Source organism: Citrobacter sp. TBCS-14, from assembly GCF_005280805.1.
Classification (GTDB): domain Bacteria; phylum Pseudomonadota; class Gammaproteobacteria; order Enterobacterales; family Enterobacteriaceae; genus Citrobacter; species Citrobacter gillenii.
The window spans coordinates 363,913-387,926 of sequence record NZ_SZWM01000476.1 but is presented as its reverse complement, the minus strand read 5'-3'; the positions used below and the strand labels follow the sequence as shown (position 1 = coordinate 387,926).

The window sequence follows — 24,014 nt, the reverse complement described above, 5'->3', positions numbered from 1 at the left end:
AATGCGAATATTTGTTTATGGTAGTTTACGTACCAAGCAAGGTAACAGCCACTGGATGACCAACGCCCAGTTGCTGGGTAATTTCAGCATCGATAACTACCAGTTGTACAGTCTGGGCCACTATCCAGGCGCGGTTCCGGGAAACGGAACGGTACACGGGGAAGTTTATCGTATTGATAACGCCACGCTGGCAGAGCTTGATGCGCTGCGCTCGCGCGGCGGAGAGTACGCACGCCAGTTAATTCAGACGCCTTACGGAAGTGCATGGATGTATGTATATCAACGTCCGGTAGATGGGTTAACGCTGATAGAAAGCGGTAACTGGTTAGACCGCGACAAGTACTAACATATACCTGATGGATTTCGAGTTGCATCAAGGCGGCGACGCAGGAATCCCCAGTCACGTACATCAGTACGTGACTGGGGTAAGCGAGGAAAGCCAACGCAGAGGCAGTTTGAAAGACGACAGGTATAACACGCCACCCTCGGGTGGCGTTGTTTTTTAGGATTTAGAACTCCACGCGCGCGCCAAGGTTATAGCGGCGTCCTTCCACCTGAGCGGACTCACTCCATGCGGTCGTGAGTTTCGGATCCTCATCCAGCACGTTGTAGACCCCCGCCATCAGCTGTGTGTGCTTATTCAACTGGTAGCGTACGCCCACATCCACCATCGTGTAATCATCGTACTTGTTGTTATTACCGCTGTTGCGGTTGCTGCTGCGGTAGTTCACCGTACTCCACACGTCGAGGCTTTGCGTCGCCGTCCAGTTCAGTGAAAGGTTCGCCATATGGCGTGGGTAATCGTTCAGTGCGTAGCCTTTGTTGACGCCGCTTTTCTGCTCGCTGTGGTTGTAGGTGTAGTTGGCATTGGCTTTGAAGTCGGTGCTAATTTGCCAGTCGGCGTTGAGCTCGACGCCGTACACATCGGCTTCGCTGACGTTAAAGTATTTACTCACCGAGTCGGCGTTGTAGCCATTGACTGAGCACTGGTTGGTCGCCGTGGTTTCACAAATGGTTTGTTCCGCAATCTTGTCTTTGAATTGCGTATAGAACACGGTGCCATCGAGCGACAACACATCGCCCGTCTAGTACAGACCCAGCTCAGAGTTAACGCTTTTCTCCGGTTTTAAGTCGTCATTGCCGACCGTCAGGAAGGGATAGGGCACGGTTGAACCGTAAGGGGTGACGAAGTTACTGGAGGTGGCTCGCAGTTCCGGCTTTTTATACCCGGCGGAGACGCCACCTTTCAGCGCCCAGGCATCGTTGAATGCCCAGTTGCCGTACATTTTCGGCGTAATGTGCGTACCAAAGTTATCGTCCTGATCCATACGCGCGGAGGTCGTCAGGATGAAATCGTTGATGCTCCAACCGTCTTCCACGAACAACGCCCAACCGTTGCGGCTGATTTTGGTAACAGGCTCCGAGCCTGGCAGCGTTTTGTTGGCGACATCAAACCGGTCGTTTAACTCTTCGCGGGTGAAGTTCGCCCCGACGGTCAGCTTATGGGTGTCGAGCGTGAAGGTGGTTTGTGAATTGGCGACGTAGTTTTCCATCTGCACATACTGCGGTGACTGCCCGTCATAAACGTATTTTGAGCGGCCTTTTTCGTAGTTAATGTAGTTAGTTGTCGCGATCGTATCGTCGGCATACCAGCCGGTATGGGTCAGGGTGGCGGCGTTACGATCATATAACCATGACCACGGCGCACCACGTTTCTGGGTGCGGTTTTTTTCCTGCTCGCCGGTGACAACGTTGAGATCGAAGAGGTTATTTTCGCTGGCGGCCAGACCCAGCGTCATATCCACGGATTTGCGGTTATGTTTGCCGAAGTAATTATTCCGATCGTCGTCGCGACGGTCGAGCCAGTCGGCAGCCACGCTTAAGCCGAGAACATCGGGAATAATTGGCCCCATGGTGAAAAGATTCATTTGACTGGTATTGCCGAGATACTGGTGTTCCTGAAGCCAGGTATTCGCGGCAATTGCCGTCGTCCAGTCTTTCGCCCCATAAGGTTTTTTGGTGATGACGTTAACCACGCCGCCGATGGCATCGGAACCGTACAATGATGACATCGGCCCACGAATAACCTCGATGCGCTCAATGGCTTCCATTGGCGGTAAGAAGTTGGCTTCGGTGCCTATGTCGTGCCCATAGGGGCGTGACTGGCCGGTATTTTGTTTGACGCTGTTCACCATGAAGGCGGTATAGGACGGGTCCATGCCGCGGATCATAATGCTGCCAGCATTCATGCCGCTGCTGTTCGACACCGAGACGCCGGGAATATTTTTAATGGCTTCCCCCACGTTGCGGTCCGGCTGAATATCCAGCGTTTTACGATCGATAACTGAAATAGTCGCCGGGGCTTCACGCTTTTGCTGCGAGAAACCGGACGCCGTAATCACCATTTCATCTTCGCTATTGCGTGAGGTTTCCGTTAATTCTTCGGCCTGCGCGGGAAAAATAACCCCGCCTGAGAATGCAACGATCCCTGTCAGCGTAATAAGTTGACGCGTTTTCATAATATAAGACACCTGAAAAGTAAAAAATAAAAGCGACACCTTGCCGCGCAACATGGCGACAAGGTGCAAAATAGTTTTTGATTATTAGTATTGAGATAAATCGATTTTCAGCACGTAGTCGGGCTTGACGCCAATCATTTTTTCCGGCTGTTTTACGCTGACATACAAGGTGTTAGCGTCCGGTGAAAGCGCCAGGCTGTTAGGTAACGCATTGGTTTCAATGCTGTGTTTTACCTGATAGGTGTTGCTATCGACAATGCTGACCTGCTTGGCATTGCGGTGTGTAATATAAACTTCCTGACGCGTCTCGTTATAGAGAACGGCCAGTGAATTAATGACTTTGATTGGGGCAATGACTTTTCCGGTATGAATATCGACAACCAGAACATCGGCTAAATCAGGATCGGTCAGGAACGCGCGATTATTTTTGCTATCAAGGGCGATATTCAGGAAGAAATGCTTTTTAGCGGGTTCAACGGAAAAACGGTTAATTATTTTGTGGCGGGTGGTATCCAGCGTAATCAGCTCGTTTCTGCCGTTCACCACGTACAGACGATCGTTTGTAGCATCAATCGCCATGCCGGTCGGGTATTCGCCCATATTTTCAAGGGTGGCTATTTTTTCACGCTTTTGCGTATCCACCACCCAGATAACGCCTTTTTCAGCCACGCCGGAAACGTACAGGCGGTGATGTTGCTTATCCAGCACCATTTCACGCGTATGGATGATTTCCTTCGGGTTGCTGGTATCGCTCAGTTGCAGTATCGCCCGTTCTTTACCGCTGCGGGTATCGATAATCGTCACCGAACCTTCCAGCGTATTACCGACATACAGCACCTGATTTTCTTCATCCAGCGCGGTAGCAAACGCCCGGCGGCTGGTTTCGATGACTTCGGTGGTGGTGAGTTTCTCCAGATCGAGTTTGTAGATAACCCCGCGGGTTTTGTCTTTATCAAACGACGGTGAAGAGGCGGCAAAAAGCGCCTTCTGCTGGCCATCAACCGCCAACTCATACACCCCGTTACCGACGTCGCGGGTCAGGAAATCTTTCTCAGACAGCATCTCTGCCACGCAGGGCAGGCTGGTAAATAACAATGTTGTGGCGAGGGCCACGGCGGAATAGTGTTTCAGGGACTTCACAGTGTGGAGGTTCATTGACGTTTATTCACATTTATTTACGTGTTGCGAATGATAATGAGATCTAGTCTCATTCGCAAATAAGATGAGCAAAATGTGACTACCCGATCTGGTAGGTCAAAAAGAAAACAGCGGAGAAAGGAAAAACGAAGAGAGGGAAAATGAGAAGTAAAAAACCCTTACTAACCAGACGCTGGCGTTCAGGGTTTTGAGCTCAGGCGAACTTATTTCTTCGCACGCTCGAAGGATGCAACGATTTCAGCTTTAGCGGCTTCAGCGTTGTCCCAACCGTCAACTTTCACCCATTTGCCTGCTTCGAGATCTTTGTAATGCTCGAAGAAGTGAGTGATCTGCGCTTTCAGCAGGTCCGGCAGGTCGTTCACATCTTTGATGTGATCGTATTCTTTGCTCAGCTTGGTGTGCGGTACCGCAACCAGTTTCGCATCTTCACCGGATTCGTCGGTCATTTTCAGTACGCCAACCGGACGGCAGCGGATCACTGAACCTGGCTCCAGCGGGTACGGTGTCGGGACCAGAACGTCGACCGGGTCGCCATCCAGAGACAGGGTGTGGTTGATGTAACCGTAGTTGCACGGATAGAACATCGCAGTGGACATGAAGCGGTCAACGAACAGGGCGCCGCTCTCTTTGTCAACTTCGTATTTGATCGGATCTGCGTTCGCAGGGATCTCGATAACAACGTAGATATCTTCCGGCAGATCTTTACCGGCAGGGACGTTGAGTAAGCTCATGTCTGTTTCCTTTAAATATGCTATGGCAAACAAGTGGCGGGTATTATAGCCAACTCGCGCTGAATGTCTCCGCTTGTTTTCGATTTGCCACCTCGGATTTTCGCTTTTTCTCCCTGTCTTGATGACAGAAAAATCCATAACTTCAGCTGCATTTTTCATAGGGTAATGAAAGCGATTACAAACTTGTGATTAACGTTTTATTTACTTTTTTGAAGTGTGATGTAACGCAATCCGTTACATGCTCGATTGTCTATAGTTTTTTCGCGACGGTTTATTAATCAACAATAATCACCCTACGAGGACGCACTTATGTGGAAGCGCTTACTTTTAGTCACAGCAGTTTCGGCAGCCATGTCATCTATGGCGATGGCCGCCCCTTTAACCGTAGGATTTTCGCAGGTCGGGTCTGAATCCGGCTGGCGTGCAGCAGAAACCAACGTAGCGAAAAGCGAGGCCGAGAAGCGCGGCATTACGCTGAAAATTGCCGACGGCCAGCAAAAACAGGAAAACCAGATTAAAGCGGTACGTTCATTCGTGGCGCAGGGCGTGGATGCTATTTTCATTGCGCCAGTGGTAGCAACAGGCTGGGAGCCGGTATTAAAAGAAGCAAAAGATGCCGAGATCCCGGTCTTTTTGCTCGATCGTTCCATCGATGTCAAAGACAAATCTCTCTATATGACCACCGTGACGGCCGACAACGTGCTGGAAGGCAAATTGATTGGCGACTGGCTGATTAAAGAAGTGAACGGCAAGCCGTGTAACGTTGTGGAGCTACAAGGAACCGTCGGTGCCAGCGTGGCGATTGACCGTAAAAAAGGCTTTGCTGAAGCCATTGCCAAGGCACCAAACATCAAAATTATCCGCTCTCAGTCCGGCGACTTTACCCGCAGTAAAGGCAAAGAAGTCATGGAGAGCTTTATCAAAGCGGAAAACAACGGCAAGAACATCTGTATGGTTTACGCCCACAACGATGACATGGTGATCGGGGCGATTCAGGCAATCAAAGAAGCGGGTCTGAAACCGGGCAAAGACATTCTGACCGGCTCTATCGACGGCGTGCCGGATATCTATAAAGCGATGATTGACGGGGAAGCCAACGCCAGCGTCGAGTTGACGCCGAACATGGCCGGTCCAGCCTTTGACGCGCTGGAGAAATTCAAAAAAGACGGCACCATGCCTGAGAAGCTGACCATTACCAAATCTATCCTCTATCTGCCGGATACCGCGAAAGAAGAGTTAGAGAAGAAGAAAAACATGGGCTACTAAGCCTTCATGAAAATGCCGGGGGCGCTGCGCTTGCCCGGCCTACATTAAGCGCTTTTGTAGGCCGGATAAGCGTAGCGCCATCCGGCGTAATGCAGGGGGAACCATGACCACCGACCAACATCAGGAAATCCTTTGCACCGAAGGGTTGAGTAAATTTTTTCCTGGCGTCAAAGCGCTGGATAACGTGGATTTCAGCCTGCGGCGTGGCGAGATTATGGCGTTGCTCGGTGAAAACGGAGCCGGTAAATCGACGCTGATCAAAGCGCTGACCGGCGTTTACCACGCCGATCGCGGCACCATCTGGCTTGAAGGCCAGGCTATCTCACCCAAGAATACCGCCCATGCCCAGCAACTGGGGATTGGCACCGTGTATCAGGAAGTGAACCTGCTGCCCAACATGTCGGTGGCAGATAACCTGTTTATTGGCCGCGAGCCGCGACGTTTTGGCCTGCTGCAGCGCAAGCAAATGGAAAAGCGTGCCACGGAGCTGATGGCCTCCTACGGTTTTTCCCTTGATGTGCGCGAGCCGTTAAACCGTTTTTCGGTGGCGATGCAGCAAATTGTCGCCATTTGCCGGGCTATCGATCTGTCGGCGAAAGTATTGATCCTCGACGAACCCACCGCCAGCCTGGATACCCAGGAAGTCGAGATGCTGTTCGGTCTGATGCGGCATCTGCGCGATCGCGGCGTCAGCCTGATCTTCGTTACCCATTTTCTCGATCAGGTCTATCAAGTCAGCGATCGGATCACCGTTCTGCGTAACGGCGGCTTTGTCGGCTGTCGCGAAACCCGCGAACTGCCGCAGATCGAACTGGTGAAGATGATGCTCGGTCGGGAACTGGATACCCACGCGTTGCAGCGTGCGGGCCGCACGCTGCTGAGTGACAAACCGGTGGCTGCCTTCAGTGGTTTTGGCAAAAAAGGCACGATCGCACCGTTCGATCTGCAGGTCCGTCCCGGCGAGATCGTCGGCCTGGCGGGGTTGCTGGGATCGGGACGTACAGAAACTGCAGAAGTGATCTTTGGCATTAAACCTGCCGACAGCGGCAGTGCGCTGATCAAAGGCAAACCGCAGACCCTGCGATCGCCGCATCAGGCCTCGTGTCTGGGGATCGGCTTCTGCCCGGAAGACAGGAAAACGGACGGCATTATTGCTGCCGCCTCGGTGCGAGAAAATATCATCCTGGCCCTGCAGGCACAGCGCGGCTGGCTGCGGCCGATTCCGCGCAAAGAGCAAAATGACATTGCCGAGCGTTTTATCCGCCAGTTGGGTATCCGCACCCCCAATGCCGAACAGCCGATCGAGTTTCTCTCCGGCGGTAATCAGCAAAAAGTACTGCTGTCGCGCTGGCTGCTGACCAAACCGCAGTTTTTGATCCTTGATGAACCCACGCGTGGGATCGACGTTGGGGCACACGCCGAGATCATTCGCCTGATCGAGACACTCTGCGCCGACGGTCTGGCGCTGCTGGTGATCTCTTCTGAACTGGAAGAACTGGTGGGTTACGCCGATCGGGTCATTATCATGCGCGATCGCAAACAGGTGGCCGAGATCCCGCTGGCTGAACTGTCCGTACCGGCAATCATGAACGCCATTGCGGCCTAAGGAGACTGTTGTGATGCCTCAATCTCTCCCTCAATCCAACACCACGAAACGACGATTTCGCTGGCCGAAGGGCATGCCGCAACTGGTGGCGCTGCTGCTGGTGCTGCTGGTTGACAGCCTGGTCGCCCCGCACTTTTATCAGGTGATTTTGCAGGATGGCCGTCTGTTCGGCAGCCCGATTGATATTCTCAACCGCGCCGCGCCCGTGGCGCTGCTGGCGATTGGCATGACGCTGGTGATTGCCACCGGCGGTATCGATCTTTCCGTTGGCGCGGTGATGGCCATTGCGGGGGCTACCACCGCCGCGATGACGGTTGCCGGGCACAGCCTCCCGGTGGTCCTGCTTGCGGCGTTAGGCTCCGGTATCCTGGCGGGATTGTGGAACGGGATTCTGGTGGCCATCCTTAAGATCCAACCGTTTGTTGCCACGCTGATTCTGATGGTGGCCGGACGCGGGGTAGCGCAGTTGATCACCTCCGGGCAGATCGTCACGTTTAACTCGCCCGATCTGTCATGGTTCGGTAGCGGATCGCTGTTGCTGTTCCCGACGCCGGTGATCATCGCGCTGCTAACGCTGGTCGCTTTTTGGCTGCTGACGCGTAAAACGGCGCTGGGTATGTTTATTGAGGCGGTCGGCATCAACATTCGGGCGGCGAAAAATGCCGGGGTGAATACCCGCGTTATTGTGATGCTCACCTATGTGCTGAGCGGTCTGTGCGCGGCCATTGCCGGGATTATCGTCACGGCGGATATTCGCGGAGCCGATGCCAACAACGCCGGGTTATGGCTGGAATTAGATGCCATTCTGGCGGTAGTGATCGGCGGCGGTTCGCTGATGGGCGGGCGATTTAACCTGCTGCTGTCGGTGGTGGGGGCGTTGATTATTCAGGGCATGAACACCGGGATTTTACTGTCCGGCTTCCAGCCGGAGCTCAACCAGGTGGTTAAAGCCATCGTGGTGCTGTGCGTGCTGGTCGTCCAGTCGCAACGCTTTATCAGCCTGATAAAAGGAGTGCGTGGTCATGATAAAACGTAACTTACCGCTGATGATCACCCTTGGCGTCTTTGTGCTGGGCTACCTCTACTGCCTGACGCAGTTCCCGGCCTTTGCCTCGACGCGCGTGATCTGCAATATCCTGACCGACAACGCCTTTTTAGGCATTATCGCCGTGGGTATGACCTTCGTGATCCTCTCCGGCGGCATCGATCTTTCCGTCGGTTCGGTGATTGCCTTTACCGGCGTATTTCTGGCAAAAGCCATTGGTTACTGGGGGATTTCCCCGCTGCTGGCGTTCCCGTTGGTTCTGGCGATGGGCTGCGCGTTTGGCGCCTTTATGGGGTTACTGATTGATGCCCTGAAGATCCCGGCGTTTATTATTACGCTGGCGGGAATGTTCTTTCTGCGTGGCGTCAGCTATCTGGTCTCCGAAGAGTCTATCCCGATCAACCACCCGATTTATGACACTCTCTCCAGCCTTGCCTGGAAGATCCCCGGCGGTGGTCGTCTGAGCGCCATGGGACTGTTGATGCTGGGCGTCGTGGTGATCGGTATCTTCCTTGCGCACCGTACACGCTTTGGCAATCAGGTGTACGCCATTGGCGGTAGCGCGACGTCAGCTAACCTGATGGGGATCTCGACCCGCAGCACGACAATCCGCATCTATATGCTTTCTACTGGGCTGGCGACGCTGGCCGGGATTGTCTTCTCCATTTATACCCAGGCCGGATATGCGCTGGCAGGCGTCGGCGTCGAGCTGGATGCCATTGCCTCGGTGGTGATCGGCGGTACGTTGCTGAGCGGCGGCGTGGGCACGGTGCTGGGCACCCTGTTTGGCGTGGCAATCCAGGGATTGATTCAGACCTACATTAACTTTGACGGCACATTAAGCTCATGGTGGACGAAGATCGCCATCGGTATTCTGCTGTTTGTTTTTATCGCCTTACAGCGCGGTCTGACGGTGCTATGGGAAAACCGCCAAAGTTCACCGGTCACACGGGTGAATACCACGAGCGCGTCAAAATGATGTCGTGGGCTGTTTTTCGCGTATAGCGGGTAATGCGTATACACTAGGAGGCTACACTTACTTAATGGAATCAAAAGCATGAAAGGAATCGAAGGCGAAGGGCTACCGACAGCATGCGCCAGCTGTGGGGAGAACGTACTGCCTCCGGATACCCATTGCACGCGTTGTGAGAATAAAAAATATACGGGAATTGGCGGCTGGCTTTATTTACCGGCGGTGACGCTGGTGATGTCCGTCATTTCTGGGGCCATTGGCTTTTTCGGTGTGGCGATGTTTGTTTTGCACACTGAAACGGACGTGAGTGCGCTGGTTATTTTTGAACTCGTCTGTATGGCCGTTCTCTTAATGCTGCTGGTTTACACGACGTTTTTGTTTTTCAAAAAGAAACGTCAGCTACCCAAGTTTTATACTGCCTTCATTTTAGGCACCACGCTTTACTACGCGATGGACAGCTGGCTGGGCGCCACGTTCTATGGCGTGGGGCTGAGCACTGACGATATAAAAGCGTTTGTTTCCTGCGCGGCCCAGATCCTTATCTGGATACCGTATTTCCGCGTATCAAAACGAGTCAAACTGACCTTCGTCAACTAAGCACGTAAAGGACGCCGGATTGCTCCGGCGTCTGAGTCTTACGCGTCCGGGAACTCACGGATTAAACGTTCAACGTCTTCAACCATATGGTCGTTACCGACGAAGAATGAACGACGCTGGTGCAGGCTCTCCGGGATGATATCCAGAATACGGTTTTTACCGTCACTTGCTTTGCCGCCCGCTTGCTCGGCCAGCAGGGCCATTGGGTTGCATTCGTACAGCAGGCGCAGTTTTCCATCCGGATGGCTGGCCGTGCTCGGGTACAGATAGATCCCGCCTTTCAGCAGATTGCGGTGGAAATCCGCCACCAAAGAGCCAATGTAGCGCGAGGTATACGGGCGCTGGGTGGCTTTATCTTCTTCCTGGCAGAACTTAATGTACTTCTTCACGCCATTCGGGAATTTGATGTAGTTGCCTTCGTTAATGGAGTAGGTGCTGCCTTTGGCCGGGAAACGCATGCGCTCCTGGCTGAGGCAAAATACGCCCAGAGAAGGATCGTAGGTGAACGCATGTACGCCACAACCGGTGGTATACACCAGCATGGTGGATGAACCGTAAACGACGTAGCCCGCCGCCACCTGCTTGTTGCCCGGTTGCAGGAAATCCTCTTCCGTTACCGGCGTACCGACAGGGGTGACACGACGATAAATCGAGAAGATCGTGCCGACAGAGACGTTAACATCGATGTTCGATGAACCATCCAGTGGATCCATGAGTACAACGTATTTTGCGTGTTCACAGCCTTCGAAGACGACGATTTCATCTTCTTCTTCAGAGGCAATGCCCGCCACAATATCGCGTGCCTTCAGTGCAGCTTTCAGTTTTTCGTTCGCGAACAGATCGAGCTTCTGCTGAACCTCTCCCTGCACGTTCTCAGCACCGCTGGCACCCAGGATATCGACCAGACCGGCCTTGTTGATATCGCGGTGGATGATCTTGGCGCCCAGCTTTATTGCCGATAACAAAGCAGTCAGCTCACCGGTAGCATGAGAGAACTCGTGCTGCTTTTCGACAATAAATTCACCTAACGTTTTCATAACACTTTCCCTGCAAATTGTATGGAGTAAAGCGACCGCCATAATCTTAACAAATATTTCAGCCCTCGCGCTTAGGTGAATCGCGCCAGCAAACTGCGGATTATCCTGAAATGCGTTTCTCAGTTGCCTGACATGTGCGTAAAATGACCCCCAGATTAAAAAAGGATAGTGACGTATGCGCATTCATATTTTGGGAATTTGTGGCACCTTCATGGGCGGTCTGGCGATGCTGGCTCGCTCGCTCGGTCATGAAGTAACGGGTTCGGACGCCAATGTGTATCCGCCGATGAGCACCTTACTTGAGAAGCAGGGCATCTCACTGATTCAGGGTTACGATGCCAGCCAGCTCGACCCGCAACCGGACCTGGTGATCATCGGCAATGCCATGACACGCGGTAATCCGTGCGTGGAAGCGGTGCTGGAGAAGAACATTCCGTACATGTCTGGCCCGCAGTGGCTGCATGACTTTGTGCTGCGCGATCGCTGGGTGCTGGCAGTGGCGGGAACTCACGGCAAAACCACCACGGCTGGAATGGCGACCTGGATCCTCGAAGTCTGCGGCTATAAGCCAGGCTTTGTCATCGGCGGTGTGCCGGGGAACTTCGAGGTTTCTGCGCGTTTGGGTGAAAGCGACTTTTTCGTTATTGAAGCGGACGAGTACGACTGCGCATTCTTCGATAAGCGTTCCAAATTCGTACATTACTGCCCGCGTACGCTGATCCTCAACAACCTTGAGTTCGATCACGCGGATATTTTTGACGATCTGAAAGCCATTCAGAAACAGTTCCACCATCTGGTACGTATCGTGCCGGGTCAGGGACGCATCATCTACCCGGAAAACGACATCAATCTGAAACAGACGATGGCGATGGGCTGCTGGAGCGAACAGGAACTGGTTGGTGAGCAAGGTCACTGGCAGGCGAAGAAACTGACGACCGATGCCTCCGAATGGGAAGTGTTGTTAGACGGTGAAAAAGTGGGCGAAGTGAAGTGGGGCCTGGTCGGCGAACACAACATGCACAACGGCCTGATGGCCATTGCTGCCGCTCGCCACGTTGGTGTTCAGCCTGCGGATGCCGCCAATGCGCTGGGCTCGTTCATTAACGCACGTCGACGTCTTGAACTGCGCGGCGAAGCCCATGGCGTGACGGTGTATGACGATTTCGCCCATCACCCGACGGCGATTCTGGCAACGCTCGCCGCGCTGCGCGGAAAAGTCGGTGGCACGGCGCGCATTATTGCCGTGCTGGAACCACGTTCTAACACCATGAAAATGGGACTGTGCAAAGACGATCTGGCGCCGTCGTTAGGTCGTGCAGATGAAGTGTTTTTGCTGCAACCGCCGCACATTCCGTGGCTGGTATCGGAAGTCGCGGAAGCCTGCGTGCAGCCTGCTCACTGGAGCGGTGATGTTGACGCGCTGGCGGACATGGTGGTGAAAACCGCGCAGCCTGGCGATCACATTCTGGTGATGAGCAACGGCGGGTTTGGCGGTATTCATCAAAAACTGCTGGACGGCCTGGCGAAGAAAGCACAGGCACAAGCCGAAGAGTAAAAAAATGCCCGGTGGCGCAATGCTTACCGGGCCTACGATCGACTGTAGGCCGGATAAGGCGTTTACGCCGCCATCCGGCACTTTCAGCATACGAAGAAATTAGACTTCGTTTTCTGCCAACTCACGCAAATACTGAAAAATCTGACGTGCTGATTTTGGCGGCTTATTGCCTTCCTGCTCTTTCTTCGCATTGCGAACCAGAGAACGAAGCTGTTGGCGATCGGCGTGCGGCCACAGTCTGAGGACTTCCGCTACCGCATCATCACCTTCAACGATCAAACGATCGCGCAGCTGCTCCAGCTTGTGAAACATTACAACCTGTTGGTTGTGACGGTTCTTCAGCTTATCCAGCGCCTGACGGATAGGATCGACATCGCGCTGACGCAGCATCTTGCCAATCAGCTGCAGCTGGCGGCGACGGCCTTCCATCTTAATACGCTGAGCCAGCTCAATGGCGGCACGTAAATCCGCATCGAGCGGGATTTTATCCAGCGCGTTTTTCCCCAGTTTTACCAGTTCCACGCCCAGGTGCTTTAACTCCTCGGCGTCACGTTTTATTTCACTTTTACTGACCCAGATAATTTCATCGTCTTCGTCTTCGATGTCATCACCGGGAACGTCGTCGAGCCAGTCTTCGGGCTGCTTAGTCATGTCAGGCTCCTTAAAAAAAGAGGCTAATGTTACCAGTTAAGATGCGCACTGAAAAACGGTTCTCTGTTAGACTTCAGAGAAACTCTCTCTACATTATGGCATTTGCGATGAAAGTAATCTCACAAGTTGAAGCGCAGCGTAAGATTCTGGAAGAAGCAGTCTCGACAGCACTGGAATTAGCATCAGCTCAGTCGGACGGTGCAGAAGTCGCCGTAAGCAAGACGACGGGTATTAGCGTCAGCACCCGTTATGGTGAAGTGGAGAACGTAGAATTCAACAGCGACGGGGCGCTGGGCATTACGGTGTATCACCAGAACCGTAAAGGTAGTGCGTCGTCCACCGATTTAAGTCCACAGGCGATTGCGCGTACCGTGCAGGCTGCGCTGGATATTGCTCGTTACACCTCGCCGGACCCGTGCGCAGGCGTGGCGGATAAAGAACTGCTGGCCTTTGATGCGCCAGATTTAGACTTGTTCCACCCGGCGGAAGTCTCGCCTGACGAAGCTATCGAACTGGCGGCACGTGCTGAACAAGCGGCGTTGCAGGCCGATAAGCGCATTACTAACACCGAAGGTGGCAGCTTTAACAGCCACTACGGCATCAAAGTGTTTGGTAACAGCCACGGTATGCTGCAGGGCTACTGCTCCACGCGTCATTCTCTCTCCAGCTGCGTGATCGCAGAAGAAAATGGCGATATGGAACGCGACTACGCCTACACCATTGGCCGCGCAATCGGCGATCTGCAAACGCCGGAATGGGTGGGGGCCGACTGTGCGCGCCGCACCTTATCCCGTCTGTCACCGCGTAAACTGTCCACAATGAAAGCACCGGTTATTTTCGCCAATGAAGTGGCGACCGGCCTGTTTGGACACCTGGTCGGGGCCATTGCAGGTGGCTCGGTGTATCGTAAATCTACCTTCCTGCTGGACTCGCTGGGCCAACAAATTCTGCCGGAATGGTTGACCATTGAAGAACACCCGCATCTGCTGAAAGGGCTGGCCTCTTCGCCGTTCGACAGCGAAGGCGTGCGTACGGAACGTCGCGATATTATCAAAGACGGCGTCCTGACTCAGTGGCTGCTGACCAACTATTCTGCCCGCAAGCTGGGACTGAAAAGCACCGGTCATGCCGGTGGTATTCATAACTGGCGTATTCCCGGACAAGGTCTAAGCTTCGAGCAGTTGCTCAAAGAGATGGGCACTGGTCTGGTCGTAACCGAGCTGATGGGGCAGGGCGTGAGTGGTATCACCGGCGATTATTCGCGCGGCGCGGCTGGCTTCTGGGTCGAAAACGGTGAAATTCAGTACCCGGTGAGTGAAATCACCATCGCCGGTAACTTGAAAGACATGTGGCGCAATATTGTCACCGTCGGTAACGATATTGAAACGCGCAGTAATATACAGTGTGGTTCTGTGCTACTGCCGGAGATGAAAATCGCCGGGCAGTAATACCCGTCATACTTCGAGCTGCGGCGTGAATTATTACGGGTATCTGGCGTTATTCTTAATAATAAAAAAGGAAGTGAGCAATGCGTAAACACCTGTTAGCGATCGTCGCGGCTTCAACGCTGGTTTTAGGTTCATCTGCGTTTGCAGCCGATCTCGAAGACGATATGGGGATCCTCAACGACAACCTGAAAATCGTGGAAAAAACGGATAACGCAACTGAACTGAAAGACGCGTTAACCAAAATGCGTGCAGCCGCGCAGGATGCACAAAAAGGAACGCCACCGAAGCTGGAAACTAAATCCCCGGACAGCCCGGAGATGAAAGATTTCCGTCACGGCTTTGACACGCTAATCGGCCAGATCGACGGCGCGTTAAAACTGGCGAACGAAGGTAAAGTCAAAGAGGCGAAAGCGGCAGCGGAAGAGCTAAAAACCACCCGCAACGCTTACCATAAGAAGTACCGTTAATTTATGTATCCGGCCTGCGCGACGTCGTAGGCCGGATAAGACGCGACAGCGTATCCATCCGGCACCGCCCCCCATAAGTAAACGCTATACCCATCACATTTTTTAACTTTTAACGCCAACCCGTTTTTCCTGCCACTTGCGGTTTCCCTGCTATCTCGTGCGATCCCCATCACGTTATCCAGGCGATAAATAACCAATCCCGCCCTTTTTGCGGCACAGATCACTATCGTTGCTCACCTTTCCACTTCGAAGTGGAAAACAACTCGCTACAAACTTTTAACCTCCACCGTTAGTTTACGCTTAGAGCCATTAGTGGGGTATGACGAGTGAATAACGGAGCGGTAATGAATGACAGGGGGGAATCGGTGACACCGTCTGGTGAACTGGCCGAACGCATGCTGGCGCAGGTGTATGCCCTGTTGCGCGCACGCCACATCATTCCCAATGCCGTACAGGAACAAATGCTGACATCGCATGTTCGCGCCATGGCGCACCGCTCGGTGACGGGTGAGCCTTTACCCGACGTTGATGCCAGCTTATTTGATGAAATTTCAGCCGAATCAATGGCACTTGCCCGCGACATCGTGGCGGAGTTTGGCAACCTTCCTGAAGAAGAGGCCTGGCTGCTGTCGGTACATTTCGAAGTCGCAAAAGAGAACCTTTAAGGAGCACAAGATGGAACAGATTACTGTGGTGATTGGCGATCGTCTGGGTAAAGGCCAGAAAGTGGCGGCAGGCGTTGAGAAAGCAGGCGGACGTGCGGTCGTGGTACCGGGCGTGGCGGCAGATATGAAGCTGGGTGACATGATGAAAGCGGAAAATGCCACCTTTGGCATTTCGTTTTGCGGCAGCGGCGGCGCGGGGGCTATCACCGCGCAGACCAAATATGGTTACAAAGCCAAATACGGTATGCGCTCGGTTGAAGAGGGCGTCACCGCCATCAACGAAGGTTGTAACGTGCTGGGATTCGGCTTTATGGACAAAGAAGAGCTCGGCGAGCGCCTGGTGCAGGCGTGGCAAAAGAAATACGGCGCTTAAGTATGAAAGAGCAATTCACCACAACGGTGAGAGTCACGGGTAAGGGTGACGCCAAAGCGCGCGCCTTTGCCGATGCCCTGAACCACGTTCAGGCCGCGGTGATGAAAGGGTCGCCGCATATCTTACTGCGTATTGAGCCACAGGATGTGCAGGTTGTTCAAGCGCGTGAAACGGTGCGTAAAGAGGCGTTCTTATTCCTCTTTTTGCGCCGCGAAAGACGCACTTTCAGCGTGGAGCTGGATGTGACCGTCAACGTGACTGCCATCAATCTTGAGAAGGTGGATTTCGTCACGCAACGCTGATTCACTATTAAAAGGCATAATTATGTTCCTGATAATATTAATAAAATCGCTCATCATCGGCGCGCTGGTTGGCGTAGGTGTCGGCGCTGGGGCTGCACGCATGTTTCATGCGCCTACCTCTCAGGGGATGGGCGCGTTTCGTACTCTGGGGGAGCTGAATTCCTGTGAAGGGGATCCTGCTTCTCACTTCTCATTCGGCCTGGGCTTCTTCTTTAACGCCTGGGCTTCATCCGTTGCGGCGGGGGCGTTCACGCAGGACGTTGACCACCGCATCATCCCTAACTGGGGTGCGGCGGCATTGATGCTCAAAAACCGTAATGTCGGTGAGACGCTGCATGACCCCAGACGCATGGCGATTGCCTGTGGCGTGATTGGCATGATTGTCGTGACCTTCCTGAACCTGACCGCGTCATCCGTACCGGCGGCGCTGCAGGTTACTGCCGTGAAGGTGCTGGTACCGGCGGCAAACCTGCTGGTCAACACCGTGATGCCGGTGATCTTCTGGCTGGCGGCAATCGATGCCGGCAAGAAATCGGGTTTCTGGGCGACCGTCTTTGGCGGCGCGGCGCAGCTGATAATGGGCAACGCCGTACCGGGTCTGGTGCTCGGTATTTTGATTGGTAAAGGCGTCGAAGAGAGCGGCTGGAACCACGTCACGAAAGTGATGATGGTGGCTATCGTGGCGCTGTTCGTGCTGAGCGGTTTCTTCCGCGGCTTCGATATGAAGATGATCGAATCCTTCCATCTGACCGTGCCTAACTGGCTGGAACTGATCCACAACTCACTCAGCGGCAAATAACGGAGGCCACAATGGAACAGAATAAAGGTTTTTGGTTCGCCGACTGGTCGTTCCCGATCTTCGTGGGCCTGCTCTCCTCCGGCGTCTTTGCCGGCACGCACATGTACTACCTGTATGGCATCGGTGCGTTTAACGAAGTGGCCTTTGTGGCAATGCTGAAAGCGGGAATGGACACCGGTTCTTACGGGGCGGTAGCGGCGTTTGGTGCGAGCTTCCTGTTTGCCCGCATTATTGAAGGTTCGCTGGTGGGTATCCTGGATATCGGCGGGGCCATCCAGACCGGCGTTGGTTTGGGCGTGCCGGCACTGCTGCTGGGGGCTGGCATTATTTTCCCGGTCGCTAACTTTGCTGCCTCGCTGGTCACCGGTCTGGTGATTGGTCTGGCAATTGGCTACATCATCATTCTGGCGCGTAAGTTCACCATCAATCAGAGCGATTCGACCTACGGGGCGGACGTGATGATGGGAGCTGGTAACGCCTCAGGTCGCTTCCTTGGACCGCTGATCATCCTCAGCGCGATGACGGCTTCCATCCCTATCGGCGTCGGTTCTCTGGCCGGGGCGCTGCTGTTTTACCTGTGGCAGAAACCGATCACCGGCGGTGCGATCCTTGGGGCCATGATCCTCGGTTCCATCTTCCCGATTGCGATTAGCTAATTGCCTGATGGCGCTGCGCTTATCAGGCCTACAGCATCGTACTCGTTGTAGGCCGGATAAGACATTTATGTCGCCATCCGGCAACCGATTTCCTCTTTCTACAGGAGAGTGTGATGTTTGATTTACTCCTGCGCCATGCGCGTCTGGTAGACGATACGGTAAGCGATATTGCGGTCAAGGACGGCAAAATTGCGGCGCTGGGCGAGATAACCGATCCGGCGGTGAAAACCGTCGATTTACGCGGTGAGTGCTACGTCAGCGCCGGGTGGATTGATTCTCACGTCCACTGCTACCCGAAATCCCCGATTTATCATGACCAGCCCGACAGCATCGGGATAGCCACCGGCGTCACCACGGTGGTGGATGCCGGTAGCACCGGCGCTGACGATATTGATGATTTCTATACCTTAACCCGTGAAGCGACCACTGATGTTTATGCCTTGCTGAATATTTCCCGCGTGGGGCTGATTGCGCAAAACGAGCTGGCCAATATGGCTAATATCGATGCTGACGCGGTGAAGCAGGCGGTGCAACGTCACCCGGACTTTATTGTCGGCCTGAAGGCGCGGATGAGCAGCAGCGTGGTCGGTGAAAATGGCATTACCCCGCTAGACCACGCCAAAACCATGCAAGCGCAGAATGGTGACCTGCCGCTAATGGTGCACATCGGTAACAACCCGCCGGATCTGGATGAGGTAGCCGAACGCCTGACAGCGGGCGACATTATTACCCACTGCTATAACGGCAAACCGAACCGTATTCTGACCCCGGAAGGCGAGCTGCGCGCCTCGGTGACGCGGGCGATTTCGCGCGGCGTACGCCTCGATGTCGGACACGGTACCGCCAGTCTGAGCTTTGCGGTGGCGAAACGCGCCATCAGCTTAGGCATTTTGCCGCACACCATCAGCTCAGATATTTACTGCCGCAACCGCATCAGCGGCCCGGTGCATTCATTGGCCAACGTGATGTCGAAATTTCTCGCCATCGGTATGTCGCTCCCGCAGGTCATTGAGTGCGTGACCGCCAGTGCCGCCGACGGCCTGCGCCTGAAAAATAAAGGCCGACTTCAGGTCGGTCTGGATGCCGATCTCACCCTCTTTACGCTGAAGCGCCAGCCCGCCGTGCTGGTCGATGCCGAAAACGACAGCCTGCAGGCTGAACAACTGCTGGTACCGCTTGCCGCAATACGTGCGGGCAAGGGCTATATGACCGAACAAGGGAGCGCGGAACATGCCTTCGATTTTTGAGAAATACCATTTAAAACAGGTTATTAATACCTCTGGGCGCATGACGGCGCTTGGGGTCTCTACGCCGCGACCCGAAGTGGTACAGGCTGCGATGGCGGGGATGAATCAGTACTTCGAAATGAAAGATCTGGTCAATAAAACCGGAGACTACATCGCGAAGTTGCTCGAGGTGGAAGGCGCCACGGTGGTGTCCTGTGCCTCGGCGGGGATTGCCCTGTCAGTGGCGGCTGTGCTGGTAAAAGACAGCGACTGGCTGCTGGAAAACCTGCACGCCACACCAATCGACAACAACGAAATCGTGCTGCCTCGCGGCCATAACGTCAACTTTGGCGCACCGGTTGGCAGCATGGTGGCGCTTGGCGGTGGCAAGTTAGTCGAGGCCGGCTACGCCAATGAATGCTCGGCGGCGCAGCTGACAGCCGCCATCTCGCCGCGCACGGCGGCCATTCTGTATATCAAATCGCACCACTGCGTACAAAAAAGCATGCTCAGCGTAGAGCAGGCCGCCGTGGTCGCACGTACGCATAATCTGCCGCTGATTGTGGATGCAGCGGCGGAAGAAGATTTGCAGTGCTACTACCGTGTCGGTGCGGACCTGGTGATTTACAGCGGCGCCAAGGCGATCGAAGGGCCAACCAGCGGCCTGGTGATTGGTAAAACACAATATGTGGAGTGGGTGAAACGCCAGACGGCGGGCATTGGCCGGGCGATGAAGGTCGGCAAAGAGGGCATTCTCGGGCTGACCTGCGCCATCGAACTGTACCTCAGCGCGCAGAAAGAGAGCGGCGCGGAGATGGTCGAAAAAATGACGCCGTTTATTAATACGCTGAATACCTTCAATGGCGTCAGTGCGCGCGTGGTGTGGGACAGCGCAGGGCGCGACATTGCACGTACCGAAATTAAGTTTGACGAAGCGGTAACCGGGATCGCCACCGGCGAGCTGGTTGAGGCGCTTAAGCAGGGCGAGTATGCGATCTACTTCCGCGGCTACAAAGCCAACGAAGGCATTATTGAAGCGGACGTGCGCAGTGTAGACCGCGCGCAGCTAGAGATAGTGGCGCGTCGTATTGCGGACGTGACCGGGCAGGAGAAAAAAGTATGAAACTGACGCCTAACTTTTATCGCGATCGCGTCTGCCTGAACGTGCTGGCGGGGTCAAAAGAGAACGCCAGTGATATTTACGCGGCGGCCGAAGGCCATGTGCTGGTCGGCGTACTGTCCAAAAATTACCCGAGCGTTGAAAGCGCGGTGACGGATATGCGTGAATACGCGGCGCTTATCGACAATGCGCTGTCCGTTGGTCTCGGGGCGGGCGATCCGAACCAGTCGGCGATGGTCAGTGAAATTTCCCGTCAGGTGCAGCCGCAGCACGTCAATCAGGTGTTTACCGGCGTGGCGACCAGTCGGGCGCTGCTGGGGCAATCTCAAACGGTGGTCAACGGTCTGGTTTCGCCAACCGGTACGCCGGGTTGGGTGAAGATCTCCACCGGCCCGCTCAGCAGCCAATCAGCAGATGGCGTGGTACCGGTGGCAACCGCCATTGCACTGCTGAAAGACATGGGCGGCAGCTCGATTAAATACTTTCCGATGGGTGGTCTGCAATGCCGCGACGAATATCAGGCGGTGGCTGAAGCCTGCGCCCGGCATGACTTCTGGCTGGAGCCTACGGGCGGTATCGACCTGGACAACTTTACTGAGATTCTGCAGATTGCCCTTGATGCCGGCGTGAGCAAAATCATTCCTCACATTTATAGTTCTATTATTGATAAGGTGAGCGGCAACACCCGGCCTGACGATGTGCGCCAGCTGTTGGCAATGACCCGGGCCTGCGTAGGTTAACTGACTAGTGAGGAAACTGACGTGCGATTCCCCAACCAACGTTTAGCGCAGCTGTTTGGCATGCTGCAAAGCGAGGCGCTGCCGCAGGATGAGCTGGCGCAGCGGTTGTCGGTTTCCACACGCACGGTCAGGGCGGATATTACCGCGCTGAACGCGCTTCTCACCCCGTATGGCGCGCAGTTTGTCCTTAGCCGGGGCAACGGTTATCAGTTGAAAATTGACGATCCGGCACGCTACCAGACGTTACAAACGCAGCAGCCCGAGCGGTTGCTGCGCATTCCGCGTACCAGCCAGGAGCGGGTACACTGGCTGGTGGTTCGTTTTCTGACATCGGCTTTTTCGCTGAAGCTGGAAGATTTAGCTGATGAATGGTTCATCAGCCGGGCGACGCTGCAAAACGACATGGCAGACGTGCGTGAGCACCTGCAACGCTATCGACTGACGCTGGAAACGCGCCCCCGACATGGGATGAAGCTGTTTGGCAGTGAGATGGCGATCCGCGCCTGTTTGACTGATCTTCTGTGGACGCTGGCGCAGCAGGACCCGGCCCATCCGCTGGTGATGGAAGAGGCGCTCAATGAGGGCGTCCCGCAACAGCTGCAGCCGGTTTTACAGGATATTTTTACCCGCTTTCATATTCGCCTGACCGACGAAGGAGAGCTCTTTCTGCGCTTATATTGTGCGGTGGCGGTACGCCGGATTAGCGAGGGCTATCCGCTGCCGGAATTTACCGCAGAAGAGGTGGAACATGAGGTGTGCCTGGCGACGCGGGAAATTGCTTCGGTCCTGCACCAACTGGCAGACAAACCACTCTCCGTGTTTGAGGAGAACTGGCTGAAGGTACATATCGCCGCCCGTCAGGTACAGGATATCGCCCCCAGCGCGATTAACGCCGATGATGACGAAGCGCTGGTCAATTACATCCTGCGTTTTATCAACACGCAGTACAATTACAACCTGATGAACGATCGGCAACTGCATGCCGATCTACTGACTCATATTAAGACCATGATCACCCGGGTACGCTACCAGATCATGATCCCCAATCCGCTGCTGGAAAATATTAAACAGCACTATCCGATGGCATGGGATATGACGCTGGCCGCCGTGTCGGGGTGGGGGAAATACACCCCGTATACCATTAGCGAAAATGAGATTGGCTTCCTCGTGCTGCACATTGGTGTTGGGCTGGAACGTAGTTACAACATCGGTTACCAGCGACAGCCTCGTGTGCTGTTGGTTTGTGACGCAGGAAACGCCATGGCGCGCATGATTGAAGCGGTGCTGGCGCGTAAATATCCGCAGATTGAGATTGTCGGCACCGTGACGCTGCGCGACTACGAACAACGGGACGCCATCAGCGAAGACTTCGTGATTTCTACCGCACGAATAAATGAAAAAGATAAGCCCGTGGTGATGATCGCCCCGTTCCCCACTGATTATCAGCTGGAGCAAATTGGTAAGCTGGTGCTGGTGGATCGCACCCGCCCGTGGATGCTGAACAAGTTCTTCGACGCCGCCCATTTTCGCATTATTGACGAACCGATGGATCAACAGACGCTGTTCAACACGTTATGCGGCCACCTGCACGATGAAGGCTTTGTCGATGCGGAGTTTCTCGACTCCGTCGTTGAGCGCGAGGCCATCGTCAGCACCCTGCTGGGTGATAGCATTGCCCTGCCGCACTCCCTCGGTTTGCTGGCTAAAAAAACGGTGGTCTATACGGTGCTCGCCCCGCAGGGCATCGCCTGGGGAGACGAAACCGCCCACGTGATCTTCTTGCTGGCCATCAGTAAAAGCGAGTATGAAGAAGCGATGGCCATCTACGATATTTTCGTCACCTTCCTGCGCGAACGCGCTATGACGCGGCTCTGTGCGTGTCAGAATTTTACCGAGTTCAAAACGGTCGCCATGGAGTGCGTCAGTCGTTTTTGAGAGGTGTTATCCATAATTCGATGTAATGCGAATGTAATGCTAAACTGCATTACACATTCGATTCTACCGGAGGCATAATGGCCACGCTGAACGTCCGTCTGGATGACAAACTCAAAAATGAGGCTTATGCCGTGCTGGATAAACTGAACATTACTCCAACGGAAGCCGTGCGATTACTGTTCCAGTACGTCGCAGAAACGGGGCGCATGCCAGTGAAAACCGTCACTCTTAGCGATAGTGAAGATGCACTGATTCAGACAGTTCGGGAGAGGCTGTCTAGTCCGCAAAAGGGAATCAAGGTTAGTCTGGATGACTTATGAACTGGAATTCGACCCGAGGGCCTTAAAAGAGTGGCATAAGCTGGGCGATACAGTGAAGGCTCAGCTTAAGAAAAAGTTGGCTGATGTGCTATTGAACCCCAGAATTGACTCTGCCCGTTTAAACGGTCTTCCTGACTGCTATAAAATTAAGCTTAAATCGTCCGGCTATCGTCTGGTGTACCAGGTTCGGGATGAAGTTGTGATTGTGTTTGTTGTCGCGGTAGGCAAGCGAGAACATTCAGCCGTCTATCACGATGCAAACAAACGGCTTTAGCGATCATCGCAAGTGATGTACCACCTGGTTGCTGCTACCGCGCCAGATCAGTGCCGGGTCTTTGAGATCCTGCACAAACTTGCCATCGACCAGCACGTTGATGAGATCCACCACCTGCATTTGCGCGGCGTTGAGTTCATCAAGCTTGTAGCCGGTCCATACCCAGATGTCTTTCCCCGGACACTCAGCGTGAATGCGTTGCACCAGTTTCAGGATATCCGGCACGTTTTGCGGATGTAGCGGATCGCCGCCGGACAGCGAGATCCCCTGGCGAGGGATCCGCGTATCGTTGAGATCGGCAATGATCTTATCTTCCATCTCTTTGGTAAACGGCTCGCCGGAGTTCAGACGCCAGGTGCTTTTGTTATAGCAGCCTGGGCATTCATGCACGCATCCAGACACAAACAGGGTGCAGCGCGTACCGGGGCCGTTGACGATGTCGACGGGGTAGTATTGATGATATCGCATAGAGGATGTCCAGAAAGAATGTAGGCCGGATAAGGTGCTTGCACCGCCATCCGGCAACATTGTGATACCTGATGGCGACGCGA

General features: G+C 54.2%; 25 protein-coding genes and 1 pseudogene. 20 read left to right on the top strand and 6 right to left on the bottom strand.

Features of this window, described 5'->3' with window-relative positions; genetic code table 11:
- Nucleotide 1: 1 nt before the first annotated feature.
- Nucleotides 2–346, top strand: coding sequence for a gamma-glutamylcyclotransferase (locus tag FDX22_RS18820; RefSeq protein ID WP_096758538.1), 345 nt, complete (start codon nucleotides 2–4; stop codon nucleotides 344–346).
- 163 nt (nucleotides 347–509) lie between these two features.
- Here FDX22_RS18820 and FDX22_RS18815 read toward each other — a convergent pair.
- The 3 genes and pseudogenes from FDX22_RS18815 to ppa all read right to left on the bottom strand — a co-directional run bounded on the left by FDX22_RS18815 (nucleotide 510) and on the right by ppa (nucleotide 4,408).
- A pseudogene (locus tag FDX22_RS18815) lies at nucleotides 510–2,519 on the bottom strand (TonB-dependent receptor domain-containing protein).
- Between the two features lie 84 nt (nucleotides 2,520–2,603).
- The gene (locus FDX22_RS18810) at nucleotides 2,604–3,674 is read right to left on the bottom strand and encodes a YncE family protein (protein WP_146717611.1); all 1,071 of its coding nucleotides are present in this window, start codon (nucleotides 3,672–3,674) and stop codon (nucleotides 2,604–2,606) included.
- A 206-nt stretch (nucleotides 3,675–3,880) separates the two neighbouring features.
- The gene (ppa, locus tag FDX22_RS18805) at nucleotides 3,881–4,408 is read right to left on the bottom strand and encodes an inorganic diphosphatase (RefSeq protein ID WP_005134479.1); all 528 of its coding nucleotides are present in this window, start codon (nucleotides 4,406–4,408) and stop codon (nucleotides 3,881–3,883) included.
- Between the two features lie 309 nt (nucleotides 4,409–4,717).
- On the opposite strand from ppa, the gene ytfQ reads away from it, so the two are divergent.
- The 5 genes from ytfQ to FDX22_RS18780 all read left to right on the top strand — a co-directional run bounded on the left by ytfQ (nucleotide 4,718) and on the right by FDX22_RS18780 (nucleotide 9,895).
- Nucleotides 4,718–5,674: a galactofuranose ABC transporter substrate-binding protein YtfQ gene (gene ytfQ / locus FDX22_RS18800; RefSeq protein ID WP_096758535.1), complete on the top strand. Its 957-nt coding sequence runs from the start codon at nucleotides 4,718–4,720 to the stop codon at nucleotides 5,672–5,674.
- Between the two features lie 103 nt (nucleotides 5,675–5,777).
- The gene (gene ytfR, locus FDX22_RS18795) at nucleotides 5,778–7,280 is read left to right on the top strand and encodes a galactofuranose ABC transporter, ATP-binding protein YtfR (RefSeq protein ID WP_146717610.1); all 1,503 of its coding nucleotides are present in this window, start codon (nucleotides 5,778–5,780) and stop codon (nucleotides 7,278–7,280) included.
- Between the two features lie 13 nt (nucleotides 7,281–7,293).
- Nucleotides 7,294–8,316 carry a galactofuranose ABC transporter, ATP-binding protein YtfT gene (ytfT, locus tag FDX22_RS18790; RefSeq protein ID WP_146717642.1) on the top strand — a complete coding sequence of 341 codons (1,023 nt, stop codon included), beginning with the start codon at nucleotides 7,294–7,296 and terminating at the stop codon, nucleotides 8,314–8,316.
- Nucleotides 8,303–9,304, top strand: a complete 1,002-nt coding sequence (gene yjfF, locus FDX22_RS18785) for a galactofuranose ABC transporter, permease protein YjfF (protein ID WP_096758532.1) — start codon at nucleotides 8,303–8,305, stop codon at nucleotides 9,302–9,304. Before ytfT ends, yjfF begins: the two co-directional genes overlap by 14 nt.
- Before the next feature lie 78 nt (nucleotides 9,305–9,382).
- A complete protein-coding gene (locus FDX22_RS18780; protein ID WP_146717609.1) occupies nucleotides 9,383–9,895 on the top strand; it encodes a DUF2569 domain-containing protein in 513 nt (170 codons plus the stop codon).
- Nucleotides 9,896–9,933: 38 nt separating this feature from the next.
- Here the strand turns inward: FDX22_RS18780 and fbp are convergent, their stop codons facing one another.
- Nucleotides 9,934–10,932, bottom strand: coding sequence for a class 1 fructose-bisphosphatase (fbp, locus tag FDX22_RS18775; protein WP_096758530.1), 999 nt, complete (start codon nucleotides 10,930–10,932; stop codon nucleotides 9,934–9,936).
- Nucleotides 10,933–11,107: 175 nt separating this feature from the next.
- On the opposite strand from fbp, the gene mpl reads away from it, so the two are divergent.
- Complete coding sequence (gene mpl, locus FDX22_RS18770; RefSeq protein ID WP_115259583.1) at nucleotides 11,108–12,487, top strand: UDP-N-acetylmuramate:L-alanyl-gamma-D-glutamyl-meso-diaminopimelate ligase; 1,380 nt, start codon at nucleotides 11,108–11,110, stop codon at nucleotides 12,485–12,487.
- Nucleotides 12,488–12,586: 99 nt separating this feature from the next.
- Here the strand turns inward: mpl and yjgA are convergent, their stop codons facing one another.
- On the bottom strand, nucleotides 12,587–13,138 hold the full coding sequence (gene yjgA, locus FDX22_RS18765; protein WP_115259582.1) for a ribosome biogenesis factor YjgA: 552 nt from the start codon (nucleotides 13,136–13,138) through the stop codon (nucleotides 12,587–12,589).
- Between the two features lie 95 nt (nucleotides 13,139–13,233).
- Here yjgA and pmbA point away from each other — a divergent pair, with 95 nt between their 5' ends.
- From pmbA to FDX22_RS18700, 13 genes are all read left to right on the top strand, one after another.
- The gene (pmbA, locus tag FDX22_RS18760; protein WP_096758525.1) at nucleotides 13,234–14,586 is read left to right on the top strand and encodes a metalloprotease PmbA; all 1,353 of its coding nucleotides are present in this window, start codon (nucleotides 13,234–13,236) and stop codon (nucleotides 14,584–14,586) included.
- An 80-nt stretch (nucleotides 14,587–14,666) separates the two neighbouring features.
- Nucleotides 14,667–15,053 carry a cytochrome b562 gene (cybC, locus tag FDX22_RS18755; protein ID WP_096758524.1) on the top strand — a complete coding sequence of 129 codons (387 nt, stop codon included), beginning with the start codon at nucleotides 14,667–14,669 and terminating at the stop codon, nucleotides 15,051–15,053.
- A 344-nt stretch (nucleotides 15,054–15,397) separates the two neighbouring features.
- Nucleotides 15,398–15,718, top strand: coding sequence for a glycine dehydrogenase (locus tag FDX22_RS18750; RefSeq protein ID WP_115259581.1), 321 nt, complete (start codon nucleotides 15,398–15,400; stop codon nucleotides 15,716–15,718).
- Nucleotides 15,719–15,728: 10 nt separating this feature from the next.
- Nucleotides 15,729–16,091: an SFCGS family glycine-rich protein gene (locus FDX22_RS18745; protein WP_096758522.1), complete on the top strand. Its 363-nt coding sequence runs from the start codon at nucleotides 15,729–15,731 to the stop codon at nucleotides 16,089–16,091.
- A gap of 2 nt (nucleotides 16,092–16,093) precedes the next feature.
- Nucleotides 16,094–16,393 (top strand): DUF4312 family protein, encoded by a 300-nt coding sequence (locus FDX22_RS18740; protein WP_096758521.1) that lies wholly within the window; start codon nucleotides 16,094–16,096, stop codon nucleotides 16,391–16,393.
- A gap of 22 nt (nucleotides 16,394–16,415) precedes the next feature.
- Complete coding sequence (locus FDX22_RS18735; protein WP_096758520.1) at nucleotides 16,416–17,192, top strand: DUF4311 domain-containing protein; 777 nt, start codon at nucleotides 16,416–16,418, stop codon at nucleotides 17,190–17,192.
- Between the two features lie 11 nt (nucleotides 17,193–17,203).
- Entirely contained in the window at nucleotides 17,204–17,848 is a 645-nt protein-coding gene (locus FDX22_RS18730; RefSeq protein ID WP_096758519.1) for a DUF4310 family protein, read from the top strand.
- Between the two features lie 113 nt (nucleotides 17,849–17,961).
- On the top strand, nucleotides 17,962–19,095 hold the full coding sequence (locus FDX22_RS18725; RefSeq protein ID WP_146717608.1) for an amidohydrolase/deacetylase family metallohydrolase: 1,134 nt from the start codon (nucleotides 17,962–17,964) through the stop codon (nucleotides 19,093–19,095).
- Nucleotides 19,079–20,197: a DgaE family pyridoxal phosphate-dependent ammonia lyase gene (locus tag FDX22_RS18720; protein ID WP_146717607.1), complete on the top strand. Its 1,119-nt coding sequence runs from the start codon at nucleotides 19,079–19,081 to the stop codon at nucleotides 20,195–20,197. The genes FDX22_RS18725 and FDX22_RS18720 overlap by 17 nt, the downstream gene beginning before the upstream one ends.
- On the top strand, nucleotides 20,194–20,934 hold the full coding sequence (locus tag FDX22_RS18715) for a KDGP aldolase family protein (protein ID WP_146717606.1): 741 nt from the start codon (nucleotides 20,194–20,196) through the stop codon (nucleotides 20,932–20,934). Before FDX22_RS18720 ends, FDX22_RS18715 begins: the two co-directional genes overlap by 4 nt.
- 21 nt (nucleotides 20,935–20,955) lie before the next feature.
- Complete coding sequence (locus tag FDX22_RS18710; RefSeq protein ID WP_146717605.1) at nucleotides 20,956–22,869, top strand: BglG family transcription antiterminator; 1,914 nt, start codon at nucleotides 20,956–20,958, stop codon at nucleotides 22,867–22,869.
- A 77-nt stretch (nucleotides 22,870–22,946) separates the two neighbouring features.
- Entirely contained in the window at nucleotides 22,947–23,189 is a 243-nt protein-coding gene (locus FDX22_RS18705; protein WP_115259576.1) for a type II toxin-antitoxin system RelB/DinJ family antitoxin, read from the top strand.
- Nucleotides 23,179–23,463, top strand: a complete 285-nt coding sequence (locus tag FDX22_RS18700; protein WP_000220581.1) for a type II toxin-antitoxin system RelE/ParE family toxin — start codon at nucleotides 23,179–23,181, stop codon at nucleotides 23,461–23,463. Before FDX22_RS18705 ends, FDX22_RS18700 begins: the two co-directional genes overlap by 11 nt.
- Before the next feature lie 3 nt (nucleotides 23,464–23,466).
- On the opposite strand, the gene nrdG is transcribed toward FDX22_RS18700, so the two are convergent.
- Nucleotides 23,467–23,931 (bottom strand): anaerobic ribonucleoside-triphosphate reductase-activating protein, encoded by a 465-nt coding sequence (gene nrdG / locus FDX22_RS18695; protein WP_096759476.1) that lies wholly within the window; start codon nucleotides 23,929–23,931, stop codon nucleotides 23,467–23,469.
- Between the last annotated feature and the right edge of the window lie 83 nt (nucleotides 23,932–24,014).